Consider the following 14,643-nt stretch of genomic DNA (forward strand, 5'->3'; position numbering starts at 1 on the left):
ATAGTGGCATGCTCCTCTCGCAAGAGAGTTCATTCACAACATACGCATGCTCAATAATGTTAAGGAATGACTTAGTTTGTTAAATTTTTCACGAAACGCCAGTTCTTTAGATACAATAGATTAATATAAAGGCGGAGTGATTATGGCAAACTATTCTTAATGCTTAAGGCCGCATCGGGTCTGAAAATTCGCCTTGCCCTCTAACACATCCGTTAAGAATGTTTTGGATGCTTCCAATTTTGCTTCTAGCTGTTGAATATAGAAAATTTTGTCCATTACCAATGCCTTTTTCTCTACATGAGAACTCTCCTTTATAAGTAAAAGTAATTCCTCAATTGTAAAGCCTAACGTGAGCAGCATTTTTATATCTTGCAAATACTCAACCACTTCTTCATCATATACGCGATAATTATTTTCATCCCTTGAAATAAACTGCTCCGGAATCAACTTTTTGCGTTCATAGAATCGCAAGGTGGAAATGGGTAGCTTTGTCCGCTTAGAAACCTCATTTGCTTTCATATCCTATTCCCTTCTGAACTTACCAAAATTAATGCTTGCTATAAACCAAGGTTCATAGTTCATACTAACCATGATAGCCAGAGACATCACTATTGTCAAAATAACTGGTCAAATTAAAGGAGAGATTACATGCTGGAATATATCAAAAATAACGATTTTACCAACATTATTACTGGGCGGCGTTCCGTAAAACTTTACGATGAGAACGTCAAAATTGCAAAGGAAGAATTGCAAGCTATCATACAAGAAGCAAGCTTAGCGCCTTCTTCTGCGAATATGCAGCCATGGCGTGTTATCGTCGTTCATTCTCCTGAAGGGAAGAACAAACTTCGCCCGCTTGTACAATTTAACACACGACAAAATGATACTTCTGCGGCGATGCTCATTATTTTGGGCGATACTCAGAGTGAATTATATCTAGAGAAAATTTATAATACTGCTGTGGAATTAGGGAAAATGCCTAAAGATGTGCGCGACAAGCAGGTCACTCAAATTATGAGCATGTTTCCTCAACTACCGAGGGAATTAAAGATCGAGATTGCCAAAATTGATGCAAGTTTATTTGCCATGCAGCTAATGCTGGTAGCCCGTGCTCATGGATATGACACCAATCCTATGGGTGGCTTTGAACGTGATAAGGTTGTTAGCACATTTGATCTGGACGACGAGCGGTATGTACCGGTCATGATCCTCTCCATTGGGAAAGCAAAAGAAGCTGGCCATGAATCCGTGCGCTTGCCTGGCGAAGAAATTACTTTTTGGCGCTAATGGTAAATACACCCTCCACATTACAGGAACAGTCGGGCCGGTAACCGGTCCGACTTTTTCTTCTTACACCGGTTATTGATGGGCGAATCTACAATGCTGCCGACAATGCGCCAATCACCGTTGCGGAGATGCTTCAGCTTCATATTTACAACGTAGAAATGCCTACTCTTTATCGATGGGGCCATTCCCTTATTAATGAAACGTCAGCCAAAAAATTATTCAGATTCACGGCGGTAAAATGACCATTACTAGTATGGTCAACAGAGCAACAATCATAAAAATCATTCTGTAAGCAAGATGAAATAACCGGAAAAGTGTAAGCTTCTCCGGTTATTTTTCTTTATACTTTATAAAAAATTCATTTTTTTGTATTTAGCTTTGAATTTCCGTAAATATTTGAAAGGTGACACCGAATTTATCTGTTACATCGCCAAATCCAGGACTAAAAGGCTCTTCCTTAAAAGACATATTGACTTGACCATCTTGCCGCAAGGCTTCGTAAATTTGTTTCGATCTTTCCACGTCATTGGTTGTTATACAAATGGTTACACTTTTTCCGTTCGCTATGTGCACTCCTCCTGGAGCATCAGAAAGCATAAGTTCCGTCTCGCCTACTTGGAGCTTTGCATGCGCTACGAGATTGTTTAGCTCATCAGTAAAAGTATTCGGCATATCTGGCATTTCTCCGTAAGTAATCATCGAGAGAACCTTTGCACCGATTACTTGTTCATAGAATTGAATAGCTTCTCTTGCGGTTCCTTCCAATGTTATATAGGGTGTTAGTTTTAAAGTCATCTTTTCACCCCTTGCTCTGTGTATTGTTTGAAATTGTTCATAATCGCTTGCCAGCCCGCTTGCTGGAATTCCACTGGATGTGTGCTTTCTGCGTCAAAAGTTTCAACAACCTTTGTTTCACCGCCTAGATCCACGAAAGTGATCTCCACCTTTCTCACATCTTCTAAGGTGTATGTGATTAGCTCATGCAGCTTTACTTCATCATACACTCCAAAAAAGTCAAATCCCATGCTCCCATCCTTCGCTTCCATCCTAGTTAGAAACTTACCGCCAGCTCGCAAATCATTCTCCGCTCTTGGTGCATGCCAATCCTCTGATGCTTGATTCCACTTCGTAATGTGCTCCGGTTCAGTCCAATAGCTCCATACTTGCTCAATTGGTGCTTTCACCACTGCTTGGACAGTTACTTTCGTCGAATTACTTGTTTCCATTTACAGCACACCTCTCTTAATTCCAAAGTTATTTTTGGTTCTCAATAATATAGACGTCAATCGAATTTGAAATTCATCGGTGAGTTTGCTCTAATTGATCAGTTCGAGGTGATAAATTTTAAATAGGAACAAGCAATGAGGCTGAGTCATAAGTACTTCTATGTACGTCATAAGGAGGTCTCTTAATGTAAACATCAGCAGATAACGCTGAATTGATATAAGTTAATAAATAATTAGCTAGATTTATATTTGTACCTTATTTTCATCATAAATCCTTAAAATTTATCAAATCAGAGGAGCCAATGCCAATCGTGTAGTACACAAATGGTTTATGACTGAGCATCAAAAATTGTCTAAGAAAGCCCCTTCCCGATTTGTAGTGCGTCACGCAAACGCCTGATATCCTTGAACGGAGAATTGCCAAACATACGCGAGTATTCGCGACTAAAATGCGAGGGACTTTCATAGCCGACCTGGAACGCAGCATCAGCTACCTCTATTGCTGTTGAATAGAGCAAACGGCGCGCCTCCTGCAGCCTGAGCTGTTAGATGTCCCCAAAAAGGGTATCGAGTTGCTCCCATTGCTTGGCAGTGTCAATCATTTCTTCAACGAAACGGGCTGGGGCCACGCTGAACGATTCAAATGAAGGCAAGATCCACCAAAAGGATTCAACACACCAAACGTACTTAATTGCCCTCAAAAGCGAGCCTGTCGGCAGCTGCAGCACACTACGGTAGCCTTCAGCGAAAGCGATCAATGCATCCTTGTGAAGCTCGCTCTTGTTGAGTGCACCGGAAAGGACAGCCCGTCCGAGATCCAGTGCTGGAAACGAATAGCGTACTCGATCGAAATCTACAATAGCAGTCAAAGCATCTCCTTCGAAAAGCAGGTTGTCTGCCCATAGATCAAGGTGAGTCCAGCCCGCAGCAAGAGGTGAAAAATCATCATCTCCCAGTGAATCGATGATCGCCTTCTGTAATTGCAACGCGCTTCGAACACGCTCGGACGAATCAGTAGCCGCATCCCAATTTTCCTCCCAGGTGCGGTTCATCTCCTCGCGAGATAACCGCCAAAGTGGTTCCTCCTGCGGCACTGCTGCTCCTAACCTTAATGCCGCAGCAGAATCCCAGGCAGCATGCATGTCTGCGATAGCTCGTCCTAGTGCGTGCATTCTAAATTCACCGATCATGCCAGCGGGGACCATAGTGCCCGGACAGTAGGTCATGACGGTCATGTACCTGCCACACGGCAGGATGTGTATACAGCGACCTTCCAGCGACAATGGTTCAGGACAAGGTCCTCCCGACTGATAGAAGAGAAGTTGCAACTGCAGGGCATTTTCAATCTTGTTGCGAAATTCCGGATCATGCATCCTATACCGTCCAGGATGATAGGTCTTGACGAACAACCGCCCCATGTTCGTCTCGATAATCCACTTCTCGTTCATTAGCCCGCGCCTTACACGCTTGGCTGACAGCATCTTAGCCGATAAATGCTTTTTCAGCCAGACCGCGATTTCAGCGACTAATTGATCCTCTGACGTCAATTGCATTAAAAACCATCCTTTCTAAGGAGGTAGAAAATGTGTAGGTATGTATCATATTCGTGACGTAGTGTATGGCTTCCTTTGCGAGAGGGATTCTTATTTTCAGGAAGGCGAGAACTGTCGGCAAAATGGAGCAAGAGCATTCTCATTATCTGGAGTACTTTCGTGGATTGCAAATTGAATATCGTACTATAGGAGGGTTTACACAATCTCGTACACAATGATAAAGTGAATTTGGATAAACTGGAATAATATAGACTTATTTCAATTTAATATCAAACTGTGAGGAGATGTATGAATGATGTCATCCAATCAACAAGCAGTAAATCAAGGTCAGTTAGTAAACGAGGTTCCCGAACTCGCTCAACTGAAGTATGAGATTGATTACAATAATGCCGCTTTGGTCATTATTTCTACTGGGCTCGGCCAGGTACCGGCTGTAGGATTTGTATTAAGTGCTCTTGTCGAAATATTTTGGCCTTCCTCACAACAAGATGTATGGGCTGAGATCGAAAGTAAAGTAGAACAACTGGTGGATCAGAAAATTAGCGATCTGGTATACAAGCAAGTTGAAGAAAGTCTGATGGGTTTGCATAACAATTTAAACGAATATTTGTGGGCCGTGCAACATACGCAAGACAAGAATCTCATCACTCAAAAATTCAACATTGCCCATGGACACTTTATTCAAGAACTTCCCCATTTTCAATCCAAAGGGTACGAATTACTTCTTCTCCCACTATTTACTCAATTCGCCAACCTGCATCTAAGCCTCCTGCGTGACGGGGTACTATACGGCGCCGACTGGGGATGGAGCGAAGATATCCAACGTCATCAGCACGAACAAATCACTACAACAATCGAGCAATATACGACATATACAGATGAAATCTACACGAATGCTTTAAATGATACGAAATCCAAAGCTCCAAGCAACAAGCATTTTACCGAGCCGTTTAATACGATTAACAGGTTTACCAGAGAAATGACTCTAACTGTTCTGGACTTTAAAACGTTGTGGTCGTATTATGATCCCACCTTATATCCCGACCCCGTTCAAATTTACTTAGATCGAGAAATATATTCCGATGCCATCGGAACAGCAGATGACAGCGGGCCTATTCATCTCCCTTCACCTCCTACAACACCGATTACGAAAATTGAAGTATGGTCAGGTACCCGCATCGATGCCTGTCAGGTTACATATGAGCAAGGTGGTGGTCCTGATGGTGTGACCCAAACCCCTCGTATGGGAAATAAAGACGGCGGAGCCGCAAACGTATTTGACCTAACAACGCTCGGACCTGTTACCGGGGTTAAGACGCAATCCGGTACGATCTTAGATGCTTGGTGGTTCACTTTTAGCGATGGCTCAACCAGCATTCGACTTGGAGGCGATTCTGGCAGCTACAAAAACTACTTCAGTTACCCTGATGAGATCTTGTCCAGCATTAAAATAATGGGAGTCAGCAATTACTTCAAAACTGCCGATTGCGCCGTCTTCGGATTTAAGTTCAACCAAGCATCAACAATACCAGAATCCGCCGTATTGCGTACAATGTATGTAGCGTCACCTGCAAAAATGAGTCCGCAGGAGTTGGCCCGTTATGTCGGAGCTGAGGATGTCGATAAATTGGGAGCATGCATTCAGGAATGGTCGGAATTGTATCAGTGGGATGCAATGCGCCAAGCCCGTTGGGAAAAAATAGGCATGACGATTGAATTAAGCCAACCATAATCTGACGTATGTCCGCTGAAAGAGGGCGGTCATTGATGATGTAGATCTAGACGGGATGGGATGAGTGTGCAAGTTGAGGTGTAGTGGAAGGTAGACTACCGCGTCCAAACTCTCCAGGTAAGTGGCTGTCAGAGAATGAGGCCCGTGGATTCTGTTTAACTAATGAATCCCGGGCCCCATTTTCTAAATCAAATGAGAAGCTAAATTGCGTAAACTCAATCTAGAAGCGTGTACATTTGAATGCTCTCGACTTTGGCGTCTTTGATATGAAAGGTCATAACATCCACGTAATTTGCCGGTTCATATCGAAAATCATCCTCTTCGCCAGGTGCTCCATTGCCGATCAGATTTCCTTCGGGATAAGCTTCTTTCAGCTTTTCGACGCTGTCCCCAACTTTGATATTTCTGACTGTGGCATATTTGGGATCGGTAATTTTGATATTGAAGATGTAGAACTTCTTCCCTTCAGCCGCATCGATGGTTTTGATTTCAACCCCCGAAAATGTGTATTGCTTCTCGGTGAAGCCGATCAGTGTATCCATATTCAAACCATCATCCTCGGAATAGGTGTGGGATTTTTTCTCTTCCGCCTCTCCCAGCATGCTTTCGAGCTTTTCATCGTCTACAATGTCAGAAATGGCAATAGTATGGTCATTATAGACAAAGGCCAGTTCTTTCAGGATAACATTTCCGTCCTTTTGAATTGTGCCTTCCTTAATGACTTGGGAATCCGGGTTATTGCTTGCTGAATTGCCACCAGGCAGTTCGGTCGCAGCCCCCTCCTCTTCATTGACAGTGGGTGGTGCCATCGGCGTATTCGCCTGATTTTCCTGACATCCCGCCAAAAGTATGCATACAAATGCTGCAAGCAACATCAGGATTGCTGATCTTCTCCATGTTTTCATCCTTACCCCTCCAAAAATTGAATTAATTTATCTACTGAGGTCAGTATAGGAAAATCATTTATTATTGTCATAACAGACTTGTATCATTCTTGTAACATCGCCTTACAACCGCTGAAGAACGATAGAAACGGTGGTTCCTTCACCAATTTTGCTGTCTATTTCCAAATGCCCGTTAAATTTCTCGACGATTTCTTTGCAAATGGACAATCCTAGTCCCGATCCCTTGGCCACATTCGAATTCTTTGCTCGGTAAAATCTTTCCTGAACCCGTGCAAGTTCATCCTCCCCGATCCCAATACCTTGATCCCTAATTTGGATTACCGCTTCATTCTGTCTTATAAACGTTTCAATTTTGATCGAAGTCTCGGCATGGGAATACTTTATGGCGTTATCCAAAATATTCGCGATGGCGTGCGACATCAAGATTTTGTTCACATCAACGTAAACCGCACTTCCCGCCTTTACTTCCAGCGTTATCCCTTTACTCTCTGCTTTTGCTTTCATATCCGCTACCACAAGCTTGGTTAATTCAGATAAATCCGTCTTTTCCGTGCCGATCTCTTCCAGACCTGCTTTGTCAAACCGGGATAACATCAATAACTCATTAATGAGTTGAGTGAGCCGTTCCGATTCATGTACAAGATGATAATATATCTTTTGCAGTTCCTTATCTTCACTTTCCTTCTCATATAAATATTGGGAAAATCCACTAATAGCGGCGAGCGGGGTTTTCAGTTCATGAGATACATTGGAGACAAACTGCTTCTGATACTGAATGTAGTCATTCAATTGAATGCCCATCCGGTTTAAGCCCGCCGCAAGCATCCCCAGCTCATCCTTCCTGTTCAAATGAACTCGCTGGAACTGCTGTTTGGAAAAATTCTCGGTGGCCGCAAGCAAATACTTGATCGGTTTTGTTGTAGTACGAGCAATAAATAAACTGGAAATCGTAATCAGAACCAGGAATCCTGCCGCGCCGGCAATGAGAATATAGCGGATTTGATCCATCATATCGTAAAAGTAAGAAATGTCATCGACAAACTCGAACACATAACTATTTTGATAATACTTATCTTGAATAGGTACGGCGAAATACAGCAATTTATTGTCAGTGATGGTGTAAGCGTAATTCCCCTGGAGGGCCCTTTCAATGTTCCCTTTAAAAATCAAAGGACTCCCATCAGCAATGATGATTCCATCCACCGCCAAGCCCAGCAGTTGCTGGTTACTATCGTAGATCCGCACTTCCTTCCCTGAAGCTTTTAACGCTTCGAGAGCGCTTCTCGGAACATCCGAGGCTTGCCCATCGGCGATTGCTTTGTCATGTTTTGCGAGCACTTCCCTAAAGGATAACTCACCCAAATCCGCCTTTTTCATCATTTGCTTCTCGATGGTCACAAAACTAAAATAATCAATCGCTTTATCTACTGAAAAAATAATGACCGTAAAGGAAAGCACCGAAAAAAATAAATAATTCAACAACAGCCGGGTAGCATATTTCAGACGGAGTCACCTCCAAGCTGATAGCCAAATCCGTAAACGGTCTTGACATACTTTGGATTTTCGGCATCCTCTTCCAATTTTTTTCTTAACCGCATGATCGTCATATCTACGCTGCGGCTATCACCCAAATAATCATATCCCCAGGCGATTTCCAGCAGTTCGTCCCTCGTAAATATTTTCCCAGGCCTTCTCAGCAGCGTTTCGAGAATTTTAAATTCCTTTGCCGTCAGCGAAATCGGGATGCCATTTTTCAGCACCACTTTTGTATCCAGATCAAAGACGAGTTCTCCATGGACTATGCGATTTTCTTCGCCATGATCAGGCTCCTTATTCTCGTATCTTCTAAGTACAACCTTAATTCTGGCAACGAGTTCACGATTATCGAAAGGCTTGGTCATGTAATCCTCTGCCCCCAGCTCGAGCCCCAAAACCTTATCTACAATTTCATTTTTCGCCGACAGCATAATAACGGGAATCGCCTGTTTCTTGGTAATTTCCTTGCAAAGGTCATAACCGGAGTAGTCCGGCAGCATCAAATCAAGCAACACCAGGTCGGGTTGAAAGGAATCCAGCTCCTTAAGTCCCGTACTGCCATTCTCCACAGTTCTTACCTGAAAGTTTTCTCTCCTAAGCACTAGCTCGATCAAGTCTCTTAGAGCCGCTTCATCATCAATTACGAGAATCTTTTTCACTTGATCCCTCCTCTTGAAAGTTTTACCGTTGAAAGGGATGCTCATGCATCTTGATCGAGCGATCCGGATAAAGGTTGTTTATCAAATACTCCCCATAGTCTTAAGGGAAAAAGATCGAAATTATACTCTCCGGTCAGATCCCAGTTATATCGTTCATCGGAATACGAATGGTGAACGCCACATGGGAAAAGTGGTGCATCTGACAAATCGTATCCGATGTCTCTCTATATCTATCTTCAAGCCGTTTACTGTGTGGAAATTTCAGATGTATCCATATCCTGGGCTCATTTAACTCTGAGAAGCCCTTGTGTTATCTATATTTCACCTAACACTTTACCATACTTACCTCCGCCACCATGTACAATGTTTAATTGTCCTAATCTTGCCCTATGAATCAATTCCACTAATTTTTCTGGTACTACTTCTAAAAGCTGCTCCTTTGTTACATGGTGTAAAATGTTCATCTCCGTTCCAAATACTTCTAATAGTCGCTTCATTGTTTTAGGACCTAAACCCGGTATGAAATCAAGCGGTACCTGATGGATATACGGTGGTCTGTTAACAGGAGTTACGTCTTCGTCTGATAATTCTTTAATACGAGTCGAGACACCTTTAATGAAATCTGTGCTTCCACACTCTGAGCATGCCTCCATTTCCATGTTTACCTGCTCACCACAATGGAAACAAATTGATTCGTAATACTTACCAAGCAATGGATTTAAACCATAATTCGCACGAATCAAGCGCCCTTCTTCATGTCGAAGCGCTTTTTGAAGCTCATAAAAGCTTGACTCCTCCATTAAAAGCTTTCCGTATTCACGCCCCATCTTACCTAGCGAATGTGCATCGGAGTTTGTTAAGAACGGATATGGATAAAGTTCTTTAATATGCTCGACCATTTGTGTATCTGAGCTTAGGCCTAGCTCAATTCCATCAATAAGCTGGGCATCAAAAACTTCTGTTAAGCTCCGTTGAACGCCTTTCCCATATAAACTTTTAAACGGTGTAAATACATGTGCGGGAATAAACAATCCACCATATTCATGTACCCTTTGCTGCAGAACTCGACCTTCTACATAAATACGCTGCGTACTCAGTGAAATATTTTTAACATGTTTACTCATCCATTGCGAAAAATCCTTCATCTTCTCTACTGTTGGAAAGTACGTTAAAACATGAATGGGTCCATGACAGTTTGTGTCATATACTTCAATTTCAGAACCTAGGATTAAGGTCGTATTTTGAAATTGTAGTCCACCTTCTGCTAGCTCCTTCATAGCTCCTAGGTTTACTAACTGTTCAATTTCTAATAATACTTCAGGTACATGACAGTCAATTACCCCTATCATATCCAGCCCTTTTTGGCTATTTGCATATTGAAGAATAGCATGCAAGGTTAAGTTTCTACTTCCCGTTATTTTCACTGGTTTTCCACTTGCCGTTCGTCCAATATGAATGTGTAAGTCGACAAAAAAATCTTTCAAGATCTTGCCCCCTCCCTTAAATTTATTATGTAAATATACTTTATACATATTATTAGAGCTTATTGGTGCTTATCAGAATATACATAACTCCATTATGATCAACTGGGCAAAAAATAATAGGCTGCATATACAAAAAAGGATTAAACGCTTGATTTCATGGTTTAACCCTTCTTTCAAATACGATTCTTTATGGTACGGTTTAGCTTAGTCGATGCAAGTAATCAATGTACTAATATTATCAAAATATAGTATGATTATAGTAATTTATTATTAAGGTAAGCAATGGTTACTGCTTTAATACTATAGGATGAAGGAGAGTTTTTATGGAATATCATGTAGCTATGCATGGGAATGATCAGGCAAAAGGAACAGCTGATCAACCCTTCCGTACAATATCACGAGCTGCCGCTCTTGCCATAGCCGGTGATACCGTTATTGTGCATGCGGGAGTATACAGGGAATGGGTTAACCCGGCTAACGGAGGAACAGCTGATCATCGTATCATATATCGTTCCGCAGGAGACGGGGAAGTCGTTATTACAGGAGCTGAACGAATTACCGACTGGATGTCTGAAGGAGACAATGTTTGGAGCACAGAAGTACCCAATTCTATGTTTTCCGTTCGTAATCCCTTTGAAGTAGAGTTGAGTGGAGACTGGCTATTTGACGGAGCTTACACGGTTCATCTCGGTGATGTTTATTTGGATCACAAATCTCTGTATGAAACCGATCGTCTCGAAAAGGTTCGCAATCCCGAAGTGTGGTCTGAAGCCAAATACCCCCAGGACTCGCTATTACAATGGTATGCGGAAGTTGGCTCTGTAACAACGAAGATCTGGGCTAATTTTGGAGGAAAAGATCCTCGTAAGGAAAATGTAGAAATCAATGTGCGTCCTTACTGTTTCTGGCCTGAAAAACCAGGGCTTAACTACATAACTGTAAGCGGATTCACACTTCGTCAAGCCTCTCCGCAATGGGCGCCACCTACAGACTACCAGGAAGGCTTAATCGGACCTCACTGGAGCAAGGGCTGGGTTATTGAAAATAATATAATTAGTGAATCCAAATGTGTTGGTATCAGTCTAGGTACCGAAATCGGTACAGGTCACGCTAAGTCTTCGGGGAAGCATAGTAAAGGCGGTACTCAACGCGAGCAAGAGGTTATTTTACGGGCGTTACGCTCAGGCTGGCATAAGGATAGCGTGGGCAGTCACATCGTTCGAGGCAATGTCATTCACGATTGTGAACAGGCAGCTATTGTAGGTCATATGGGGGCAGCCTTCAGCCATATTTATCAGAACCGTATTTACAATATTCATCACAAACGGCTTAGACACGGTGCCGAGGTGGCTGGAATCAAACTGCATGCAGCACTAGATACACAAATTAATGAAAATATAATCTATAACTGTTACCGTGGACTTTGGCTTGACTGGCAGGCACAGGGTACTCGCATCAGCCGTAATGTATTTTTTGACAACCTTTCTGAAGACCTCTTCGTTGAGGTTTGCCATGGTCCGTATCTAGTTGATCACAATCTGTTCCTCTCTCCTATGAATTTTAGGAATATGGCGCAGGGCGGAGCATTTGCACATAATTTATTTGCAGGTAAATTTGTCGTTCGTTCCGAGATAACCCGTATTACACCGTATCATTTCCCTCATGAAACGGCAATGGCGGGATACTCCAATATTACCGGAGGCGATGACAGGTACTACAACAATATCTTTTTAGGGGATAATGAGGCTGTTAAATCACCTGTTCCTATTACCTTTTTTGAGCATCTTCCACTCAAACCAAGGGATGAGGTTGGAGAGGACGGAAAGACAGTCATGGATGGTGTTCCGGACGATTCTATTTGCTATCTGCATAATGTGGGGCTGGGCGGATATGACAAACATCCTAACGTTAAAGATAAGAAATGGTGGGAATACAGCAAAGAAGAGCTTGCCGAGCTTGGCGATGCCGCAAAGGATTTCTTTATAGGAAATGCTGTTCTTCCGGTAGCTATGGGTGGAAATGTATATCTTAACGATGCGGTACCAAGTAGTCATGAATCCAATGCGAGAATCTATGCTCAGAAGGGCATAAACGTTGAGGTTCATTCTGCTCAAGGCAAGATGAACATTCAAATTAATGAGCCCGAACTGCTTGCCGGAGCCTCTTCATTGGTGGTAACGACCAACCTGCTTGGCAAGACTTATCACGCCGATATGAAGTATGAGGAACCAGACAGTACTCCATATCGTTTGGACTCCGACTTTTTCGGAACGAAGAGACCTGATGCGGATGTCACACCTGGTCCGTTTGAATTGACCGAAAATGGTACGATTACTTTTGAATTTTAGTTGAGGTTCCAGTCTGAAACGCATACCATCTTGCATGAAGAAACGACAGCTGAGCAGCTTTATCGTTTCTCTTATGGTGGGGTTAATGATATTGTAAGATCAAAAATAAAACATGCCCTGTCCGATTGCAGAACAGGGCATGTTTTACTTATGGTACAATTCACCTAATATCTAAAGAGTGAGTTTCATGTACAATTTGGATTATCTTCGTAGTGTTTTGCAATGCGATACGCCATTTCTTGTAACTGGAGCCTAAGTTCTTGTGGCTCACGTATATGAATGGCTGTGCCAAACGCAATCAGATACTTAGGAAGATACTTATTCATGGTTTGGACATCAAGCAGAAATGTTATCTCCCGATCATTTCTCTCCGTCACATAGTGACGCAGATGCCAGTGTCCACATATCGTATTCAATATATCGGACTCTCCTACAATGCGGATAACCGTTAGCGGTCCATCCGCCTCTAGTCCCCCCTCAGACTCGTCACGGAAGTATTCAGATGCTGAGAAAAACTCAGGCTTTTCGAAATGAGATTCCGTCATCTCTAATCGTTCGATTCGGTCTACTCGGAACGTCCGCATCGCCTTCGATCGTTGGCAATGCGCGATAGTATACCAATGATTTCGGTTGTAAACTAGCCCATACGGATTAACCTCGCGTTCGTCGGCCTGCTCGGCATTCGCTTTACGATAGGCGATTCGAACCGTTTGTCCCTTATTAGCAGCTTCCTCCAGATCTCTCAGCAACGGAATGGTGAAAGAGGAACGTACAGGAGAGATAACATCTAAACCACTCGTTTGACGGTACAAATTATGCCGTTGCTCTTCGTGCAGTCCAACCTCCACTTTCTTTAACGCTATTTTCAGTTCATCCGTATACGGATAACCAGCACTTTCTGCAAATTTAGATGCATCTACAAGTGCCTTTAACTCTACAGCGTCGAAGAACAATGGTGTCTCCTTGAAGCTTTCAAGAATGTGAATGCCTCCATCGTGACCTGATTCTGAGACAATTGGCACGCCGCTGGCACATAATGCGTCAATATATCGGTATACCGTTCGCACACTAATCTCCAAATTATCCGCGATTTGTGCGGCAGTAAGCTTCCTTCCGTATCTCAGCATCCAAAGCACAGACAGCATGTTGTCCCATTTAGCCATAGAAACACCTTCTCTCCTCCCGAAAATATCAAATATGCATTAAAGTTCTCATATCATTATATACTTTTTATTTTGTTACCAGCTATTTAATAGCATTCATTAATTCGTAGAAATACTTTGAATCGTACGTCTTGTAAAGATTGAACCACGCGTCTAATGTTACTGAATCAAATACATCCATTACCTTCAATACATGCATTGCAAATTCCAACGGAGCTATTCCAGTTGCCGTAACTAGATTGCCATCCGTTACTGCTGGTTTATCTTGATAGTAGTTTTCTCCGTTGTAATGAGGACAGATCATTTTCATATATTCTATATTGTTGCTTGTATGCTTTCTTGAATCTAGCAATCCCATCCTTGCCATTGCTATTGTTGCCCCACAAATGGCCGCAACAACCGTACCTTCTTCTAAAGCTTTGGCAGATTTATTTAATATCGGTTCGTGAATTTCCTCCATCCACGTATTTCCCCCCGGAAGAATGACAACATCATTACTCTCCAACATGCACTCATCAACAGACATATTAGGAATTACTTTTAATCCACCCATTGTAGTCACAGGATGTTTATGAGCACCTACTGTAACCACCTTTATAGGTGCTAAATCCTTTTTAAAGTACCTTCCCGAGTTTAGTTCCGCAATTAAATATCCCACCTCCCAGTCAGACATCGTATCAAAAACATAAAGATACACGTTCTTTGTATACATAACTCGCTCTCCTTTTATCATTATTTCATCTCATCGAT

At 42.5% G+C, this 14,643-nt stretch carries 13 protein-coding genes and 1 pseudogene; 3 read left to right on the forward strand and 11 right to left on the reverse strand.

What is annotated here, in order from left to right:
• Positions 1 to 156: 156 nt before the first annotated feature.
• Positions 157 to 519, reverse strand: a complete 363-nt coding sequence (locus ACFP56_RS16525; RefSeq protein WP_379236540.1) for a MerR family transcriptional regulator — start codon at positions 517 to 519, stop codon at positions 157 to 159.
• Between the two features lie 129 nt (positions 520 to 648).
• On the opposite strand from ACFP56_RS16525, the gene ACFP56_RS16530 reads away from it, so the two are divergent.
• Positions 649 to 1,287: a nitroreductase family protein gene (locus tag ACFP56_RS16530; RefSeq protein ID WP_379236542.1), complete on the forward strand. Its 639-nt coding sequence runs from the start codon at positions 649 to 651 to the stop codon at positions 1,285 to 1,287.
• Between the two features lie 372 nt (positions 1,288 to 1,659).
• Here ACFP56_RS16530 and ACFP56_RS16535 read toward each other — a convergent pair whose 3' ends face one another.
• The 4 genes and pseudogenes from ACFP56_RS16535 to ACFP56_RS16550 form a co-directional block, all read right to left on the reverse strand.
• Positions 1,660 to 2,082 carry a VOC family protein gene (locus tag ACFP56_RS16535; protein WP_379236545.1) on the reverse strand — a complete coding sequence of 141 codons (423 nt, stop codon included), beginning with the start codon at positions 2,080 to 2,082 and terminating at the stop codon, positions 1,660 to 1,662.
• Positions 2,079 to 2,513, reverse strand: a complete 435-nt coding sequence (locus ACFP56_RS16540; RefSeq protein WP_379236546.1) for an SRPBCC family protein — start codon at positions 2,511 to 2,513, stop codon at positions 2,079 to 2,081. Before ACFP56_RS16540 ends, ACFP56_RS16535 begins: the two co-directional genes overlap by 4 nt.
• Positions 2,514 to 2,866: 353 nt before the next feature.
• Positions 2,867 to 3,058: pseudogene (locus ACFP56_RS16545) on the reverse strand (helix-turn-helix domain-containing protein); the annotation flags it as partial.
• On the reverse strand, positions 3,059 to 4,066 hold the full coding sequence (locus ACFP56_RS16550; protein WP_379236548.1) for a phosphotransferase: 1,008 nt from the start codon (positions 4,064 to 4,066) through the stop codon (positions 3,059 to 3,061).
• 292 nt (positions 4,067 to 4,358) lie between these two features.
• On the opposite strand from ACFP56_RS16550, the gene ACFP56_RS16555 reads away from it, so the two are divergent.
• The gene (locus tag ACFP56_RS16555) at positions 4,359 to 5,798 is read left to right on the forward strand and encodes an insecticidal delta-endotoxin Cry8Ea1 family protein (protein ID WP_379236550.1); all 1,440 of its coding nucleotides are present in this window, start codon (positions 4,359 to 4,361) and stop codon (positions 5,796 to 5,798) included.
• 215 nt (positions 5,799 to 6,013) lie between these two features.
• Here ACFP56_RS16555 and ACFP56_RS16560 read toward each other — a convergent pair whose 3' ends face one another.
• From ACFP56_RS16560 to ACFP56_RS16575, 4 genes are all read right to left on the reverse strand, one after another.
• The gene (locus ACFP56_RS16560) at positions 6,014 to 6,703 is read right to left on the reverse strand and encodes a hypothetical protein (RefSeq protein ID WP_379236552.1); all 690 of its coding nucleotides are present in this window, start codon (positions 6,701 to 6,703) and stop codon (positions 6,014 to 6,016) included.
• Between the two features lie 102 nt (positions 6,704 to 6,805).
• Positions 6,806 to 8,185: a sensor histidine kinase gene (locus ACFP56_RS16565; RefSeq protein WP_379236554.1), complete on the reverse strand. Its 1,380-nt coding sequence runs from the start codon at positions 8,183 to 8,185 to the stop codon at positions 6,806 to 6,808.
• A gap of 17 nt (positions 8,186 to 8,202) precedes the next feature.
• A complete protein-coding gene (locus ACFP56_RS16570; protein ID WP_379236556.1) occupies positions 8,203 to 8,898 on the reverse strand; it encodes a response regulator transcription factor in 696 nt (231 codons plus the stop codon).
• Between the two features lie 314 nt (positions 8,899 to 9,212).
• Complete coding sequence (locus ACFP56_RS16575; RefSeq protein WP_379236558.1) at positions 9,213 to 10,382, reverse strand: endonuclease Q family protein; 1,170 nt, start codon at positions 10,380 to 10,382, stop codon at positions 9,213 to 9,215.
• A gap of 323 nt (positions 10,383 to 10,705) precedes the next feature.
• Here ACFP56_RS16575 and ACFP56_RS16580 point away from each other — a divergent pair, with 323 nt between their 5' ends.
• Positions 10,706 to 12,730: a right-handed parallel beta-helix repeat-containing protein gene (locus tag ACFP56_RS16580; RefSeq protein WP_379236560.1), complete on the forward strand. Its 2,025-nt coding sequence runs from the start codon at positions 10,706 to 10,708 to the stop codon at positions 12,728 to 12,730.
• A gap of 185 nt (positions 12,731 to 12,915) precedes the next feature.
• Here the strand turns inward: ACFP56_RS16580 and ACFP56_RS16585 are convergent, their stop codons facing one another.
• Positions 12,916 to 13,893, reverse strand: coding sequence for a helix-turn-helix transcriptional regulator (locus ACFP56_RS16585; protein ID WP_379236562.1), 978 nt, complete (start codon positions 13,891 to 13,893; stop codon positions 12,916 to 12,918).
• An 82-nt stretch (positions 13,894 to 13,975) separates the two neighbouring features.
• Positions 13,976 to 14,605 (reverse strand): type 1 glutamine amidotransferase family protein, encoded by a 630-nt coding sequence (locus ACFP56_RS16590; RefSeq protein ID WP_379236564.1) that lies wholly within the window; start codon positions 14,603 to 14,605, stop codon positions 13,976 to 13,978.
• Between the last annotated feature and the right edge of the window lie 38 nt (positions 14,606 to 14,643).

It is taken from the genome of Paenibacillus septentrionalis, from assembly GCF_042659865.1.
Taxonomy (GTDB): Bacteria; Bacillota; Bacilli; order Paenibacillales; family Paenibacillaceae; genus Pristimantibacillus; species Pristimantibacillus septentrionalis.

Coding starts and splice junctions, on each gene's coding strand:
- ACFP56_RS16525 (WP_379236540.1), bottom strand. CDS start 519: ATGAAAGCAAATGAGGTTTCTAAGCGGACAAAGCTACCCATTTCCACC.
- ACFP56_RS16530 (WP_379236542.1), top strand. CDS start 649: ATGCTGGAATATATCAAAAATAACGATTTTACCAACATTATTACTGGG.
- ACFP56_RS16535 (WP_379236545.1), bottom strand. CDS start 2,082: ATGACTTTAAAACTAACACCCTATATAACATTGGAAGGAACCGCAAGA.
- ACFP56_RS16540 (WP_379236546.1), bottom strand. CDS start 2,513: ATGGAAACAAGTAATTCGACGAAAGTAACTGTCCAAGCAGTGGTGAAA.
- ACFP56_RS16550 (WP_379236548.1), bottom strand. CDS start 4,066: ATGCAATTGACGTCAGAGGATCAATTAGTCGCTGAAATCGCGGTCTGG.
- ACFP56_RS16555 (WP_379236550.1), top strand. CDS start 4,359: ATGATGTCATCCAATCAACAAGCAGTAAATCAAGGTCAGTTAGTAAAC.
- ACFP56_RS16560 (WP_379236552.1), bottom strand. CDS start 6,703: ATGAAAACATGGAGAAGATCAGCAATCCTGATGTTGCTTGCAGCATTT.
- ACFP56_RS16580 (WP_379236560.1), top strand. CDS start 10,706: ATGGAATATCATGTAGCTATGCATGGGAATGATCAGGCAAAAGGAACA.
- ACFP56_RS16585 (WP_379236562.1), bottom strand. CDS start 13,893: ATGGCTAAATGGGACAACATGCTGTCTGTGCTTTGGATGCTGAGATAC.
- ACFP56_RS16590 (WP_379236564.1), bottom strand. CDS start 14,605: ATGTATACAAAGAACGTGTATCTTTATGTTTTTGATACGATGTCTGAC.